Origin of the sequence: Marinobacter sp. W-8, from assembly GCF_044342215.1 — a bacterium.
Taxonomy (GTDB): Bacteria; Pseudomonadota; Gammaproteobacteria; order Pseudomonadales; family Oleiphilaceae; genus Marinobacter; species Marinobacter nauticus.
The window spans coordinates 3511861-3527043 of record NZ_CP172297.1; the positions used below are offsets into that span (position 1 = coordinate 3511861).

The following is a 15183-nucleotide window of genomic DNA, read 5'->3' on the forward strand; positions in this document are numbered from 1 at the left end:
GGCGCCCTTGTTACTGCAAGCCTCAATCGAACGATCAGGCTTTCTTGCGGCGGAATGCCAGGCCAGTCAGGCCCAGACCCAGCAGGGCCAGGGTACCGGGCTCCGGCACAGAAACCGGAGGCTGTTCGGTAATTTCCTGTACCTTGGTGTCAACAAACGATGCGGTGAACGAATCTGCGTTAGTACCACCGGAACGGAGAATGTTCAGGTTCCAGGCGGCACCGCCGGAATCCAGCGCCAGATCGACGTAGTCGCTGCCAGTGGTTCCGTAACCACTACCGATGTTGCCAGCGCCTTCACACTTGGTGAAACCACCGGAACCATCGGTCAGAAAACCGTTATCATCGCTGTCGATACCAATGGCATTGGTAGAGGACGCATCACAGCCAAAGCTGTTGTTTACTACCACGTTCAGCAGGGCGTTCTTGCTGCCCAGACCCGCCAGCAAACCCGCTTTATTAAGGGCACCATTGGTGTTGTCACGATCCTCGTCGGTAACCAGCACAAAGTTAACCGCGGCATCCGCGCGATAGCTCAGATTATTCAGTGCCCAGTCCAGCGCACTCCAGCCGTCTTCCGTGCCACCGTTGGTAACCAGCGTCGACGTTGCAGCAGCAAAATCGGTGGAACTACCCCACTCCTGAGTGCCCGCCGTTACCGAATCCATGTCATGGGCATGAGGATCCAGATGGTTGTTGGATGGAGAGCCACCGAAACCAACCAGCGAATACCGGTTGCTTACCGAAGAGCCAACGCCCTCACCGACCAGACCACTCTCAAGGCTTGCAATCATGTTGCTGAGCCAGGTGTGCTCTCCACCCATGGAGCCGGATTCATCGACCAGAAACACAACATCTGCCGTAATCGGCGCGGCAACAGAGGCGGAACTCATCAGGGCGGCTGCGGCCAGGCCAGCAGTGCCGGCAATCCATTTTCTTTTCATGGTTAAACTCCTTTTTGTGAGTCAATGTGTGACTCAACCTTCCCTGCGCGATTCCTGCCAGAGTTCAAAAGATCTTTAATTTTCAGTTTGTTATAAAACACTCAGTTAATGTACCTGAACACAACTGTAAAGTGCTTCGACACCATCAAAGCTGAGAAGGTAACGGAGCGGGAAATGGCGAATATACCGAGGGAGATACCGAGAAAGACCGGTGCCCGTCAAAAGCAGAGCACCGTTTTATGCAGCGATTACAGGGAGGGAGAGAGCAATCAACGGGTACCGTAAACCACCATGGTCTTACCCTTGACCCGCACCAGACCTTGATCTTCAAGAGTTTTCAGAACCCGACCGACCATCTCCCGGGAGCAACCAACAATGCGTCCAATTTCCTGACGGGTAATCTTGATCTGCATGCCGTCCGGATGAGTCATGGCATCCGGCTCTTTGCACAGATCCAGCAGTGTTCTGGCAACCCGGCCAGTGACATCAAGGAACGCCAGGTCCCCTACCTTGCGTGTGGTCTGGCGCAGGCGTGAGGCCATCTGCTCACCGATAAAGTACAACACCCGCGGATCCTGCTGGGCGATTTCCCGGAATTTGGTGTAGCTGATTTCCGCCACTTCGCACTCGGTCTTGGCCTTGACCCAGGCACTCCGGGAATCCATGTTGTCGAACAGCCCCATCTCGCCGAAGAAATCACCGGCATTAAGGTACGCCATGATCATTTCACGACCATCGTCATCTTCAATAATGACAGTGACCGAGCCCTTGACGATGTAGAACAGGGAATCGCTTTTATCACCCGCATAGATGATGGTGCTTTTGGCCGGGTAACGCCGGCGATGGCATTGGGAAAGGAAGTAATCCAGGTGTTTGGTCTTCTGTTCAACCGGCTTGACTATGGTAGCCATAATGCGAGACATGCCTCCTCAGAGTCTGGCGATTCCTGATCGTTTTTATATCCCCGCCTGTCCATGCGGGTTAGGGGTTTTACTGATATGCCACGCAACTTATAACAAGAAGGTAACTTCTGGGCAACTCAAAAGCGGATACAGGATGTATCTGAAGGCAATACCGCTTTGGTCGCAACCACATCATGCCGCAGGGAGTGAACTGTGCTAGCATCCTGCCCATTCATTCAGGCACCAGGGGTAACTCCGATGAAAGCAACCGTCGACTGGACCGGCAATGCCAGCTTCAAAGCAACCAGTGGCAGTGGCCACAGCGTTCAACTGGACGGTCCCCCGGATCACGGTGGTGAGAATCTGGGGCCGCGCCCGATGGAGTTACTGCTGATGGGCGTGGGCGGCTGCTCCTCCTTCGATGTGATGAGCATCCTGAAGAAAAGCCGCCAGGACGTGACCGCCTGTCACTGTGAGTTGGATGCGGAGCGCGCTGATGAGGTGCCGGCCGTGTTCACCCGCATTCATCTTCATTTTGTGGTTAGCGGAAACAATCTGAAGGAAAAGCAGGTGGAGCGCGCTGTCAGCCTGTCTGCCGACAAGTACTGTTCAGCCTCGATCATGCTGGGCAAAGCCGGTGTCGAGATCACGCACAGCTTCGAGATTCAGGCCGCCAGCTAGAACGGCAGGGCAGATTCCGGCCAGCGCCCTGCAACCGCGGCTTTCCGTTATAAAAAATGTCATTGCAAATACTATTCAATGACACCTGCGGTATGCATAATACGCAACTTTCTCCGCCGGTCTGCGCAAAAGGTGAACAATGCCATTCACCCGGTCAGTAGTCGGTGGCGGCCTCGGCAGGGAGAGCTCCTCTCCCTGTGATCATTCATCTCCATTTCCCGGAGGGGCTGAGCATGGAAACCAAACTCCAGCTGCACGGTTTCAACAACCTGACCAAATCCCTGAGCTTCAACATCTACGACATCTGTTACGCGCAGACCGAAGAACAACGCGAAGCCTATATTGATTACATCGACGAGATGTACAACGCCGAGCGTCTGACCCAGATTCTGACCGATGTGGTCAAGATCATCGGTGCCAATGTTCTCAACATTGCCCGCCAGGATTATGAGCCTCATGGTGCGTCCGTCACCATGCTGATCGCCGAGCACGAACTGTCCGACAGCGAAGCCAATAACGAAGAGTCCCCTGGTCCGCTGCCGGATACCATTGTGGCGCATCTGGACAAGAGCCACGTGACGGTGCACACCTATCCGGAAAGCCATCCCCATGACGGCGTGAGCACCTTCCGGGCCGATATCGACGTATCCACCTGCGGTCTGATTTCACCGCTGAAGGTACTGAACTACCTGATTCACAGCTTCGACTCGGATGTGGTTACCGTTGACTACCGCGTACGCGGTTTCACCCGCGACGTGGACGGCACCAAGCATTACATCGATCACGACATCAACTCGATCCAGAACTACCTGACCGAGGATACCCAGAACGCGTATCAGATGATCGACGTCAACGTGTATCAGGAAAACCTGTTCCACACCAAGATGATGCTCAAGGAGTTCAATCTGGACAACTATGTGTTCGGAGTGAACGCCGGCGATCTGGACCCGGCAGAAGCCCAGTCCATCGAGGATCGCCTGCGCCGGGAAATGCTGGAAATCTTCTACTCCCGCAACGTGGAATAATCGCTCCGGGGGTGACGACGGGGCTCCCGTCGTCACCTTTTGATGCCTTCGTCAGTTTTTTTGACTTCCCCCGCCAGAATTCTGCGATTTCATCCCTTCCACCATCCCGGTTAAATAGCCCCATGACTAACCGAGAGGAGGACGGGATCATGCTACGCTCCCTGAAACAAACCATTCCCGCACTGGCCACATCCGATGGCGCCGGGGTTCGTATCAAACGCTCATTGGGCCAGCGCCAATCCGTGCGCATGGATCCGTTCCTGATGCTGGATGAATTCGGTTCTGACCAGCCCCAGGACTATATTGCCGGCTTTCCGGCCCACCCGCACCGGGGCTTTGAAACCGTCACCTATATGATTGAAGGCCACATGCTGCATGAAGACCACTTGGGGAATCGCGGCAACCTCCGCAACGGTGGGGTGCAATGGATGACGGCAGGCCGGGGCATCGTGCACTCGGAGATGCCGCAGCAGGAATCCGGGGTCATGCGGGGATTCCAGCTCTGGCTCAACCTGCCGGCCGCTGAAAAAATGAAGCCCGCCGGTTACCGGGACATTCAGCCTGAAGAAATTCCAATAGCGCGTCAGCCGGGTGTTTCAGTCCGGGTAATTGCCGGTGAACTGGAAATCGGTGGCGGTGCCGTCACCGGTGCAGTCACCGGCGGCAGCACTGAGCCTGTGTACGCCGACGTCCATCTGGAACCCGGAGCGAGAGTATCTTTACCGGTACCTCAGGCGCTCAATGCTCTGGTCTACCTGTACGAAGGCGTCGCAAGTCTGGTGAGCGAAGACCGGAACCAGGCTCTGGCACCATCCTCGGCAAACATTCTGGACCAGGGGGATGAAGTTCTGATTGAAGGCGGAGAGGCCGGCGCAAAACTGCTGCTGATTGCCGGCCGCCCCATCGGCGAGCCAGTTGTCCAGTATGGACCCTTTGTGATGAACACAACGGCCGAGATTGAGCAGGCGCTGGCCGACTACCGCGATGGCACCCTGACGGTCTGATCAGGCAAAGGTTCTGCCAGCCATCAGGCTCTGGACCATGGGCCGGATAATCAGATCCATGGCCAGGGCCATTTTCGGCCCCGGGATCACCAGGGTGTCGTGGCGGGACAGACTGCTTTGGGGAATGGCCTGCAGTAACCAGGCAAAATCCACTTCCGCCGTTTCCCTGAAATGAATGACCACCATGCTTTCGTCCTCACTGGGCACATCCCGGGCAACGAACGGGTTGGACGTATCCACTAGCGGAATTCGCTGGAAGTTGATGTGGGTATGAGAGAACTGCGGCACGATGTCGTGCACGTAATCGTCCATCCGATTGATGATGGTCTGAACCACGGCATCCTGGCTATAGCCGCGCTGATGAGTGTCCCGATGGATTTTCTGAATCCACTCCAGATTGACAATGGGTACCACACCAATCAGCAAGTCAACGTACTGGGCAATGTTATAGTTGTCGCTCACCACCCCACCATGGAGCCCCTCGTAGAACAGGGCATCGGTATCCGCAGGTAACGGGCCCCAGGGGGTAAAGGTGCCAGGTTTGTGGCCTTCGGCCACCAGGTCGCGGTCTTCGTCATGAACGTACTGTCGGTAACGGCCATTGCCGGTATGGCTGTAGTCATAGAACAGAGCTTCCAGCCTATCGATATGATTGGCTGCCAGGGCAAAATGGTTGCGTTCACCAAACTGCCCTTTAGCGGCGAGCCGTGCCATTTGTTCCCGGGTATACCGATGAAAGCTGTCGCCACTGACCATGGCGGCAGCAATGCCCTCACTGGCAAACATGCGGCTGAAGATCTGCCCGGTTGTGGTGGTGCCCGCCCCGGAAGACCCGGTAACGGCGATAATCGGATGGCGTCTGGACATAAAAAGCTCAGGTTCCCGGATGTGCGTCAGACAAGGCTGGTCAGCAGTCGGGGCTTCTCGACCACAAACCCTTGAGCGTAATCCACGCCCAGTTGTCTCAGCATATCCAGAACCTCACGGGATTCAACCTGAGAGGCAATCACTTCCCGCTCCATGTAGTGAGCCATATCAACCATGGACCTGACCATGGCCTGGTCCGTCTGGTTGGCTGCCAACTGACCGGTAAAGGCACTGTCGATCTTGATCAGATCTACCGGCAACGATCGCATGAACTGGAAGGAACTGGGGCCGCTGCCAAAGTTACCCAGGCAGAACCGGCAGCCGAGCTCTTTCATTTCCAGCATGAAATCCGCCACCGATTGCAGATCATGAATGGCAGAGGCTTCCGTCAGCTCGAACCAGAGACGCTCAATAGGCGCATCCTTCTCACTGAGCTTTTCGTAAATGAATTCCAGCAGTGACTGGTCGTTCAACGAATAGCCGGACAGATTTATGCAGACACCGCCTACATGGCGCGGATCCGGTGACTGATCCCTCAGCCAGTCCAGCATGTGCCCCACGACCCAGCGATCCACCGCCTGCATACGGTCATAGCGCTCGGCCATGCGGACGAAATCCTGGCCAGTAATCAGCTGCCCGCTGTCGTCGTACATACTGATCAGAATTTCATACTGCGCCGCCATGCGGGTGCTGGCGTGCAGAGGGATGATCTTCTGGCAACGCAGCAGCATGCGTTCTTCATCCGGGTTGCTCAGGCCAGCCACACGAGCTGCAATCTGCTCTTGCCGGGCCTGGTCGTCTGCGTCGAGAGTGTATATAGAGAAACGGCCAGGGCCCTTGTCACGGGCAGAATTGAGCGCCTGTTCGGCGGCTTTCAGCCATTTCTCGGCGCTGATCAACGCGGGCAGTTCCGGCGCCAGACCAACATTGGCATTTAACGTGTAACACCGACCGCCATACTCGAAGGGCTCATCTGCAATGGCTTCCAGGAGCGCCTTGGCAATTTCCGGCCCCTGTTCTTCAGGCACCAGCATGGCAAATTCATTACCTCCGGGACGAGCCACCGGCATGCCATCGCCCACATGCCGACAGATGACCTCCGCCACCCGTTTCAGGGTTTCATCTCCGGCCTGGTAGCCCGCCGTATCATTCAGCAATCGGAACCCGCGCAGATCCAGTTGCAATAAAGTCCGGCTATCTTCCCGGCGGGCAAGTTGCTGTTCCAGCATACGCTCGAATTCCCGACGGTTAAGCAGCCGGGTCAGTTCATCATGGGTGGATGCCCAGGACAGCTGGTCATAGACGTTGCGAACCATGCGGTCGATGCTCTCATCTACCAGCGGTCGATCATACTGATTATCCGGTACGATGATGCCTTTGCGCATTTGTCTGGCCAGAGCTTCCAGCTCCAGCTCAACCACCCGCATGCCCTGGTGATTAACGAATACAAACCGGCTGAAACCACGGGCAATCCACACCAGGCGGATATACTGGGGATCTTCCGCCTTGGTTTGATCCCGCAGCCAGTCACCGGTGCGCAATTGCTGGGCCCGGTTGATCCAGCGTTGCAGGCTGCGCTGTTCCCGTTCACTGAGCACCTGCTTGTCCGGGCGGACACCACTGACCGCAGGCATTTCAACCATTTCCGGCGCCTTGTCGGGCCGACGCACCAGGAACTGCTTCAACTCATCCCGGATCTGGGAGGACGGCATATGGTTGCTGGAGATCGACGCCAGACCATCCTGAATCAGCCGCAACAGTTCGGGCAGGTTAATGCTGCTGTCCGGGTCCTCGGCAAAGGCCATCAGCGAATCGATCACTGCCAGGTAGTCCTGCCATAACTGACTGTCTGGTCCCTGGCGAATCCAGGTCAGCGACAATAAATCCCGCCAGCCACCGTCGAGCAGGCTGACCAGGGCCCTGGGAACCTTGCGGCCAGCCAGTTTGCTTTCCAGCGCGCTGGCTACGGCAGTTTTGGATTCGGCAACCTTCTGGGCACCCTCTGCGGCAGCCGTCACCCGCTCAACGTTGCGGCGATACACGAGGTTCTGCCGGTCAATCAGCGTGTCCAGCTCACCTACGGTTTGCTCAAACACACCGGTATCCTGTTCAAACTCGGTAGCAATGCGGTGAATCAGCTCATCCACCCGGCGCTGCACCACCGGGTTCAGCCGGCCACCCTTCACGCCCAGTTGTGCCAGGCGATTCATCACACCACGAACCGGGCTGTCCTGGTCCTCAAAGAATTCGGGATCACGCATCACAACTTTCAGCACCGGCACTTCCAGCTGACGCATTCGGCTCTGGGCGTAGTCACTGAGTTTGGGGCTATCGACCACGCTCCGGAAAAACCGATCGACAACGTCCAGAGTGTCCTGCTGCTCAGTATTGAGCCGGGTGTCACCGGTTTCACGTATCTTTTCAACCACCCGGTCCCGCAAGGGCACGGCCGGCTCTTCCGGAGCCGCAGCGCGTAGCTGCAGTTCCTGCAATTCCCGGTGCAGTTCACCCTGAGACAGCGGACGAGCATTGGCCGGAAACGGCTCTGGCGTCGCCTCTCCATTCTCCACACGACTGGCCTGCAGTGTTGTCAGCAGATTCCTCACCGTGGCAAAAGCAGTCTGGGCTGCCCTGGCATACCCCCGGAACTCTCCAGCTACCCGGTTTTTCAGCCCGCGGGCCGTTTGTCCGGGTTTGCTTTCCGGCGCCTCAGGCTGCGGCTTTTCCAGAGGTGTTTCAGGCTCCCGCTTCAGCACCTCGGCCGGCGGCTCCTTCCTGGCCGGCGCCTGTTCGCTCAGATAACGGGACAGGTCCAGATCCGGCAACACACCATGCCGGATCAGGATATTGTTCAACTCCCGATACAACGGCTCCAGCTGTTTGATCACCGTCTGCTCAAACGTCTTCAGGCAGACCTTTTCAACGTCCCGGCTGACTTTCAGCTGGGCAAGCGCGTTATGGAAGGCTTCGCACACGAGGGCGGGACCGAGGGGATTATGATGGCCGGTGCGATTGGCGATACCTAACTTGTCCAGCCTCAGCTTGAGCTGCAGCAGGTCGCCACGGTATTGGGTATCAGCACGGGTAACCATCACCCGAATTGCCAGCCAGTCCTCAAACTCGTTTTTGTCTACCACCGACAACACTGAACCGGGCGCGCCTTTGGGCTCCGGTTTTAAGGGCGACTCCAGACTGCGGCTCATGTAATGCCAGAGCACCCGCTGGCGCCCCTGAATCTGGCCGGATGCATCCATCAACTCATTGGCAAGCTGGTCATTGGGGGCTTTCTGGGCTGCAATACGCAGTGCCTCCACCGTCTGCACAAAACAGGCATCCATGAGTGGTTCAATAAACCGCGTGACGGTTTTGGCACACTGGTGAAGCACAAACTGAACGCGTTCACTGGGAGCGCGAAGTGATGACCGGGGCTGATCCCCGGAACTGCCACACAACTGCAGCATGGCGCTGAAGGCATCGGAATCCGGGCGGGTAAAATGCACGCCCATGGCACCGTCAATACGCCGCACCGGGCTGACATGAAGCTCGTATCGACGATTGCCCTCAAGACCCCGGAACCGAACCACCAGTTCGGTAACACCGCCGCGAGCAAAAGCCCGTTCGATTTTGCCTGAAGTTTCGCCCGAATAACGAATGAACATGCCTTCGGCACAGAAATCTGCAATCTGGCAGGGCCACGCCTCACCACTGCCGGCATCTATCTGAGCGGCAAGTTTGATCGGCTGTCGGGGGCTGCTGCGACGCTCTCTCGGATCCATGAACTACCTGACCAGTTGCAAAGCCGGCATGTTGCCGGATGCGGAAATCCGGCCAACGTCCCTGAGTGGGTGTAGGTTCGAGCTGTTATGATAAGGCCTGCGGCGGTCGGTTAAAAATCTGTGACAGCCGTCGGCGGATAAGGAATTGTACAGCCTCATACCCACAACATCATAATATGATGATTCATGAGACAGCTTAGTCAGATCTATCTCCTTTTGCTACTGGTAACACCCCTGAATGGCTGTACGACCATTGGCTACTATGGCCAGGCCATTGGCGGCCATGTGTCCCTGATGATGAAGGCCAGGCCCATCAACCAGGTAACCACAGCACCGGAAACCGACCCGGAACTTCGCCGACGGCTTGAGCTGGCAGCACAAGCACGAGAATTCGCGGCGAAAGAACTGTCCTTGCCGGTAGACGATGCCTTCAGTAAATACGTGGCGCTGGGGCAGCCATGGGTGGTGGTGAATCTGGTCGCCGTGCCGGAGTTTTCGCTTACCCCCCACCAATGGTGTTATCCGTTTGTGGGCTGCCAGTCGTATCGCGGGTACTTCCAGCTAGCCGACGCCCGACAGGAGCAGACGGCCTTCCAGGAGCGCGATTACGATACCTTTATCGGCGCTGTTACCGCCTACTCCACCCTGGGCTGGTTCGATGATCCACTGCATACCGGGTTCACCTCCCTGGCGGATGACCGCATGGTCGCCCTGATGTTCCACGAGCTGGCCCACCGCGTACTCTATATCAACGGTGATACCGCCTTTAACGAGAGCTTTGCCACTGCCGTGGAACTGGAAGGGCTTCGGCTCTGGCTGAAGCGGCAAGGGGCATCTGAGGGTTTTGAGCGCGCTCTGGCGCGATTACAGCACCGGCAAAAGACTCTGGAACTGGTCGCCGCCACCAGCGAGCAACTCCAACAACTTTATGCCCGCCAGGATACAATGGACAAATCCACGCTGCGGGAGCACAAGGCCCAACTGCTCGACGGACTGGCCCGGGACTACGCCAACCTGGCCGGGCAGTATGAAGAGCCGGGGCCTTTCGGCCCGCCGCCGGTGCGGCTGAATAATGCACAGCTGGCACTGTTCCGCCAGTACAATCAGCACGTTCCCGCCTTCCGACAGATGCTGAAAGAGCTGGACTACCACTTCAGCGAGTTTTACCGGGCCGTCGGGGAGCTTTCCCGGCAACCGGCGGACAGTCGATCTGCGCGGTTGAAATTGCTGTCAGAGCGGTTTGTAGAAAACCTTTGAATTGCGCTGGGTGTTGTATGAGGCCAGCTTTGGACCCGGCAGATCCTGCACGGCGGTGGGTACGAAACCACGTTCCCGGAACCAGTGTTCGGTTTGGGTAGTCAGCACAAACAGTTTGTGGACACCCTGGCCCCGGGCCAGCTTTTCAACCATGGCGAGAATCTCGTCACCACGGCCGGCACGGCGGTAGGAGGGGTCGACCGCAAAACAGGACAACTCTCCGGCGCCCTCCTCCGGATAATGGTACAGCGCGGCGCAGCCGACAATGGTGCCGTCCCGCTCCGCCACCACAAACCGGTCAATTTCGGTTTCCAGCATTTCCCGTGAACGACGAACCAGCACGCCCTGCTCTTCCAGGGGCTGAATCAGCTCCAGAATACCCCCGATGTCTTCTACCCGTGCCTGGCGAATCTGTTCGTAGTTATCACCGCTGACCAGGGTGCCGGAACCATCGCGGGTAAACAGCTCCTCCAGCAGGGCGCCGTCTTCGACATAACTGATGATGTGGGCACGCCGAACGCCTTTGACACAGGCATCGCAGGCGGCCTTGAGCAAGGCCGCGTCGTGACCGGTCACGGCATTGTCGTTCAAGCGCTCGGACGCCTGACGGGCGGACAGTTCGCGTATCAGGCTGCCGTCTTCTTCGAGCAGGCCTTCGTCGTCGATGAAGACAATCAGCTTCTCCGCCTGCAGCGCAGCGGCCACCTGGCTGCCAACATCCTCATAGGAAAGATTGAAGGCATCGCCGGTGGGCGAATAGCCCATCGGCGGCAGCAGGACAATATGCCCCAGCTCGAGCAATTGCTCTATGCCACGGGTATCAACGCGGCGGACACGGCCGGTGTAGCCAAAATCTATGCCGTCCAGCACGCCAACCGGTTTGGCGGTGACGTAGTTGCCGCTGCTGACCCGTATCCGGGCGTTGTGCATGGGCGAATTCACCAGCCCCATGGAGAGCTGGCTTTCCAGGTAGGCCCTCAGCCCGCCAATGGCTTCCATAACCATCGGCAGGTGGTTATCGGGAGTAATACGCAGGCCTCGTGCGAAGGAGGATTCCAGGCCGGCGTCATCCAGCCGCGACTGGATCTGGGGGCGGCCACCGAACGCCACCACCAGCTTGACGCCAAGGCTGCTGAGCAGAGCGATGTCGTGGATGATATTGATAAAATTGCGGTGCTCGATGGCATCCCCGGGCATGGTCAGGACGACGGTTCGGCCGCGATGGGCGTTGATGTACGGAGAGGAGTGGCGGAATCCGTGCAGCCAGTCGTTTGATTTCAAACCTTTATTCCTTATGCCCTGATAATACTTGCCAAGAATGGAGAATGCCCAGGCGGTTTTCTTGCCCGCCTAACCGCTAGTCTACTTAAAGACAGAACCTTTTGATCAATCCCTTCAGGATATCCACCGTCGGCTGCAACTGGGACAGCTCCAGGTACTCGTCCGGCTGGTGCGCCTGATCGATCGAGCCAGGCCCCATCACCAGGGTTTCCAGCCCCAGCTTCTGCAGCCAAGGGGCTTCTGTGGCAAAGGCGACGGCGTGGGCCGTGTGACCAGTGAGCTTCTCACAGGCTTTGACCAGAGCGGCGTCCGAAGGGGTTTCAAACGGCGGAACTCCGTCGAACAGAGGCTCGAACGTGAGTTTGAGTTCCCGCCGCTCGGCCAGGGGCTGCATCCGGTCAAGAATCGCCTGGCGCAGGGTCTCCATATTCATGCCCGGCAGCGGACGCAGGTCGAAGTGCAATTCGCATTGGGCGCAGATGCGGTTGGGATTGTCACCACCGTGGATACAGCCCAGATTCAGGGTCGGCACCTGTACCTCAAAGTTCGGGTTGCGGTACTTTTCCTGCCATTCGCTGCGCAGGGCCAGCAGTTCGCCGAGCGCCTCGTGCATGCCTTCCAGCGCGTTGCGGCCCAGGGCCGGGTTGGAGGAATGGCCCGATTGCCCGTCAAACCGCAACCGTTCCATCATGATGCCTTTGTGCATGCGCACTGGTTTGAGATTGGTGGGCTCGCCGATCACCGCGTAACGGGCTTTCGGTTTGCCGGCTTCCGCCAGTGCCCGGGCGCCATTCATGGAGCTTTCTTCGTCGGCCGTGGCCAGGATAATCAGCGGTTGCTGCAGGGGCTCGCCGGCAAAGGCTTTGGCGGCTTCGATGGCCAGCGGGAAAAAGCCCTTCATATCGCAGGTGCCCAGACCGTACCAGCGGTTGTCCTTTTCCGTGAGGCTGAACGGATCGCTCTGCCAGCGCTTGTCGTCAAACGGTACGGTGTCGGTATGGCCCGAGAGTACCAGCCCACCCGGACCGCTACCCAGCGTCGCGATCAGATTGAACTTGCCGGGCATGCCCGGCACTTCCATGATCTCGACGGTAAAGCCCAGGGGTTCGAGCCACTCTGCCAGCAGGCGGACCACACCTTCGTTACTGTGATCCCACTCCGGCGAGGCACTGCTGATGGATGGCAATGAAATCAGCCGGGCCAGCATTTCCCTGATACCCGGCACCCCTGTGCTTGCGCTTGCGGTCACTTATTGCCTCCCGTCCCGGCGCTATTCCGGGCGGCCCCGGCGCCAGACTTCAAATTGTGTAATGGCACGAATCAGAATGGGGTACGCCACTTCTCCCCCGGCCACGGTGCGGGCAATTTCCATATCCCGCTCACCAACGCTGACCAGTCGCCCTTCAACCTGATTTTCATTCGAGAGCGTAACCCTTACGCGCCGGCCAAGCCAGATATTGGCGTTCTCAACACTGCCAGGGTACCACTGCTCAGACTCCGGGTCTTCCGGCGGTACCACAGGTTCCAGCGCCTGGGCGGGCAGCGTCGGTTCCACTCGCTGCATTTCGGTCAGATAAACATCCGGAACGGTGGCACCGTTATAGGACACGCTCAGGCTGGCGCCGCTTTCCGAAGCGGTGCGCACGGGTAGTCCAAAGGTTTCGGAATCCGGCGCAAGCGTCACGGTCAGCTCGCCACCTTCGGTCAGCCATTGCCGATACAATGCCAGCAACTGCGGGCTGGCCTCCAGGCCCCTAGCCTGCAACCCTTTTTCCAGTGCCGCAACGCCCCGCCCAGCCCAGTCGCTGACATCCAGGCCGGTCTCGCGGGCACAATAGGCAGAGAGGCGGCGCATCAGACCCGCGTCACGAACGGTCAGTTGCAGTGGCCCGGCACCCATGGAAGCCGGCTCGGCCAGATTGCCCATGGTCAGTCTGGCGTCTGGCCACACCAGCTCCAGGCTGCCGGTTTCACGGGTATTCAGTTCAAAACGCAGCGCATCGGGAGTCTGCTCCAGCATCAGGTCGCCCCGGATATCGGGAATCCCCATACGCATCAAATCCCCACTGCCCAGCTGCTGCCGGGGGTCCGGCGCACAGGACAGATTGGCGAGTGGGGCCTGGCTGGTTTCATCCGGCGCCGCCGTCACCCAGTTCCGGAACATGGTGGGTTCCAGCATGATGCTGGCGCGCTCAACGGACAGCCGCCAACTGGCCGGCAAGCCCTCCGGGCTCATCAGTGTGGTCACCAGGGTGACCGGAGAGCCGGTTTCCAGCTCAATCAGGCCCATCTGCAGTGGCTGTGTGAGCCGGAAATCCTCCCAGTGCGCCTGCCGGAGTATGACCCGACCATCCACGGAGGAGCTGATGCTACCCCGCTCAAGTACACCGTATTCCGATAATGCCGTGCGCGCCTCTGCCAGGCGCTGGTCCGTCAGCCACCAGACGCCAGCTTTAAAGCCGGCGAAGGCCACTATTCCTGTGATAACGAGAAATGACAGCAGGCGTTTCATCCGGTAACTCCCGGCCAGAAGTATCAGTTACGGGAAATCAGCGTACCGACACCCTCGTCGGTGAAGATTTCCAGCAGGCAGGCGTGGGCCACACGTCCGTCGATAATGTGGGAGGTGCGCACGCCATTTTCCACCGCACTCAGGGCACAGCGGATTTTTGGCAACATGCCGCCATGGATGGTGCCGTCTTCAATCAGGTCGTTGACCTGTTGGGCGGTCAGACCGGTCAGCACCTTGTCTTCCTTGCTCTTGAGGCCGGAGACATTGGTCAGCAGGATCAGCTTCTCCGCCTTCATGGCTTCTGCCACCTTGCCGGCCACCAGGTCCGCATTGATGTTGTAGGAGGCGCCATCCGGCCCGACCCCGATAGGCGCGATGACCGGGATCACGTTGCTGCGGGTCAGCATGTCGATAACATCGACGTTGACGCTTGCCACCTCGCCAACATGGCCAATATCGATGATTTCAGGTCGCTCCAGCTCCGGCGAACGATTCACCACTTCCAGCTTCCGGGCCCGGATCAGATTGGCATCTTTGCCGGTCAGGCCCACCGCGGTGCCGCCGTGGGCATTGATCAGGGAAACGATTTCTTTGTTCACCTGGCCGCCGAGCACCATTTCGACCACGTCCATGGTCTCTGCATCGGTAACGCGCATGCCGTTAACGAAGCGGGACTGGATATTCAGGCGCTCCAGCAGCTCCCCGATCTGGGGGCCGCCGCCGTGAACCACGATGGGGTTGATCCCCACCAGCTTCATCAGCACCACGTCCCGGGCGAAACTGCTTTTCAGGTCTTCGTTCTCCATGGCGTTGCCGCCGTATTTGATCACGACCGTCTTGCCGGTAAACCGTTGGATATAGGGCAGGCCCCGGCTCAGTACCGAGGCCACCTGCATTGCTGTTTCACGATCCAGCGCCATGATGTTGTGTTAATC

12 protein-coding genes are annotated in these 15183 nt (G+C 58.3%); 4 read left to right on the forward strand and 8 right to left on the reverse strand.

What is annotated here, in order from left to right; all coding sequences use genetic code 11:
* Window positions 1-34 precede the first annotated feature (34 nt).
* Window positions 35-943, reverse strand: a complete 909-nt coding sequence (locus ACF8YQ_RS16395; RefSeq protein WP_396622021.1) for a vWA domain-containing protein — start codon at window positions 941-943, stop codon at window positions 35-37.
* Window positions 944-1212: 269 nt separating this feature from the next.
* Window positions 1213-1854 (reverse strand): cAMP-activated global transcriptional regulator CRP, encoded by a 642-nt coding sequence (gene crp / locus ACF8YQ_RS16400; protein WP_007153756.1) that lies wholly within the window; start codon window positions 1852-1854, stop codon window positions 1213-1215.
* Window positions 1855-2103: 249 nt separating this feature from the next.
* Between crp and ACF8YQ_RS16405 the strand changes: the two genes are divergently transcribed.
* From ACF8YQ_RS16405 to ACF8YQ_RS16415, 3 genes are all read left to right on the forward strand, one after another.
* Window positions 2104-2526, forward strand: a complete 423-nt coding sequence (locus ACF8YQ_RS16405) for an OsmC family protein (protein ID WP_011786961.1) — start codon at window positions 2104-2106, stop codon at window positions 2524-2526.
* Window positions 2527-2759: 233 nt separating this feature from the next.
* Complete coding sequence (speD, locus tag ACF8YQ_RS16410; RefSeq protein WP_011786962.1) at window positions 2760-3551, forward strand: adenosylmethionine decarboxylase; 792 nt, start codon at window positions 2760-2762, stop codon at window positions 3549-3551.
* Between the two features lie 149 nt (window positions 3552-3700).
* On the forward strand, window positions 3701-4555 hold the full coding sequence (locus tag ACF8YQ_RS16415) for a pirin family protein (protein WP_396623324.1): 855 nt from the start codon (window positions 3701-3703) through the stop codon (window positions 4553-4555).
* Here the strand turns inward: ACF8YQ_RS16415 and ACF8YQ_RS16420 are convergent, their stop codons facing one another.
* Window positions 4556-5422: a phosphoribulokinase gene (locus ACF8YQ_RS16420; protein ID WP_396622022.1), complete on the reverse strand. Its 867-nt coding sequence runs from the start codon at window positions 5420-5422 to the stop codon at window positions 4556-4558.
* Window positions 5423-5448: 26 nt separating this feature from the next.
* Window positions 5449-9198, reverse strand: a complete 3750-nt coding sequence (locus ACF8YQ_RS16425; protein WP_396622023.1) for a DUF1631 family protein — start codon at window positions 9196-9198, stop codon at window positions 5449-5451.
* A gap of 186 nt (window positions 9199-9384) precedes the next feature.
* Here ACF8YQ_RS16425 and ACF8YQ_RS16430 point away from each other — a divergent pair, with 186 nt between their 5' ends.
* Entirely contained in the window at window positions 9385-10455 is a 1071-nt protein-coding gene (locus tag ACF8YQ_RS16430; protein ID WP_396622024.1) for an aminopeptidase, read from the forward strand.
* Here the strand turns inward: ACF8YQ_RS16430 and argA are convergent.
* The 4 genes from argA to argB all read right to left on the reverse strand — a co-directional run bounded on the left by argA (window position 10429) and on the right by argB (window position 15168).
* Window positions 10429-11736, reverse strand: a complete 1308-nt coding sequence (argA, locus tag ACF8YQ_RS16435; protein ID WP_199452966.1) for an amino-acid N-acetyltransferase — start codon at window positions 11734-11736, stop codon at window positions 10429-10431. The two genes, ACF8YQ_RS16430 and argA, sit on opposite strands and share 27 nt — an antisense overlap.
* 85 nt (window positions 11737-11821) lie before the next feature.
* The gene (argE, locus tag ACF8YQ_RS16440; RefSeq protein WP_396622025.1) at window positions 11822-12985 is read right to left on the reverse strand and encodes an acetylornithine deacetylase; all 1164 of its coding nucleotides are present in this window, start codon (window positions 12983-12985) and stop codon (window positions 11822-11824) included.
* 21 nt (window positions 12986-13006) lie between these two features.
* Window positions 13007-14248, reverse strand: coding sequence for an acetylornithine deacetylase (locus tag ACF8YQ_RS16445; protein ID WP_396622026.1), 1242 nt, complete (start codon window positions 14246-14248; stop codon window positions 13007-13009).
* 23 nt (window positions 14249-14271) lie between these two features.
* A complete protein-coding gene (gene argB / locus ACF8YQ_RS16450) occupies window positions 14272-15168 on the reverse strand; it encodes an acetylglutamate kinase (protein WP_014422830.1) in 897 nt (298 codons plus the stop codon).
* Window positions 15169-15183: the final 15 nt, after the last annotated feature.

What these genes read in the sequence shown, in the direction of transcription:
- ACF8YQ_RS16395 (WP_396622021.1), bottom strand. Translation starts at nt 943, where the DNA reads ATGAAAAGAAAATGGATTGCCGGCACTGCTGGCCTGGCCGCAGCCGCC.
- crp (WP_007153756.1), bottom strand. Translation starts at nt 1,854, where the DNA reads ATGGCTACCATAGTCAAGCCGGTTGAACAGAAGACCAAACACCTGGAT.
- ACF8YQ_RS16405 (WP_011786961.1), top strand. Translation starts at nt 2,104, where the DNA reads ATGAAAGCAACCGTCGACTGGACCGGCAATGCCAGCTTCAAAGCAACC.
- speD (WP_011786962.1), top strand. Translation starts at nt 2,760, where the DNA reads ATGGAAACCAAACTCCAGCTGCACGGTTTCAACAACCTGACCAAATCC.
- ACF8YQ_RS16415 (WP_396623324.1), top strand. Translation starts at nt 3,701, where the DNA reads ATGCTACGCTCCCTGAAACAAACCATTCCCGCACTGGCCACATCCGAT.
- ACF8YQ_RS16420 (WP_396622022.1), bottom strand. Translation starts at nt 5,422, where the DNA reads ATGTCCAGACGCCATCCGATTATCGCCGTTACCGGGTCTTCCGGGGCG.
- ACF8YQ_RS16425 (WP_396622023.1), bottom strand. Translation starts at nt 9,198, where the DNA reads ATGGATCCGAGAGAGCGTCGCAGCAGCCCCCGACAGCCGATCAAACTT.
- ACF8YQ_RS16430 (WP_396622024.1), top strand. Translation starts at nt 9,385, where the DNA reads ATGAGACAGCTTAGTCAGATCTATCTCCTTTTGCTACTGGTAACACCC.
- ACF8YQ_RS16445 (WP_396622026.1), bottom strand. Translation starts at nt 14,248, where the DNA reads ATGAAACGCCTGCTGTCATTTCTCGTTATCACAGGAATAGTGGCCTTC.
- argB (WP_014422830.1), bottom strand. Translation starts at nt 15,168, where the DNA reads ATGGCGCTGGATCGTGAAACAGCAATGCAGGTGGCCTCGGTACTGAGC.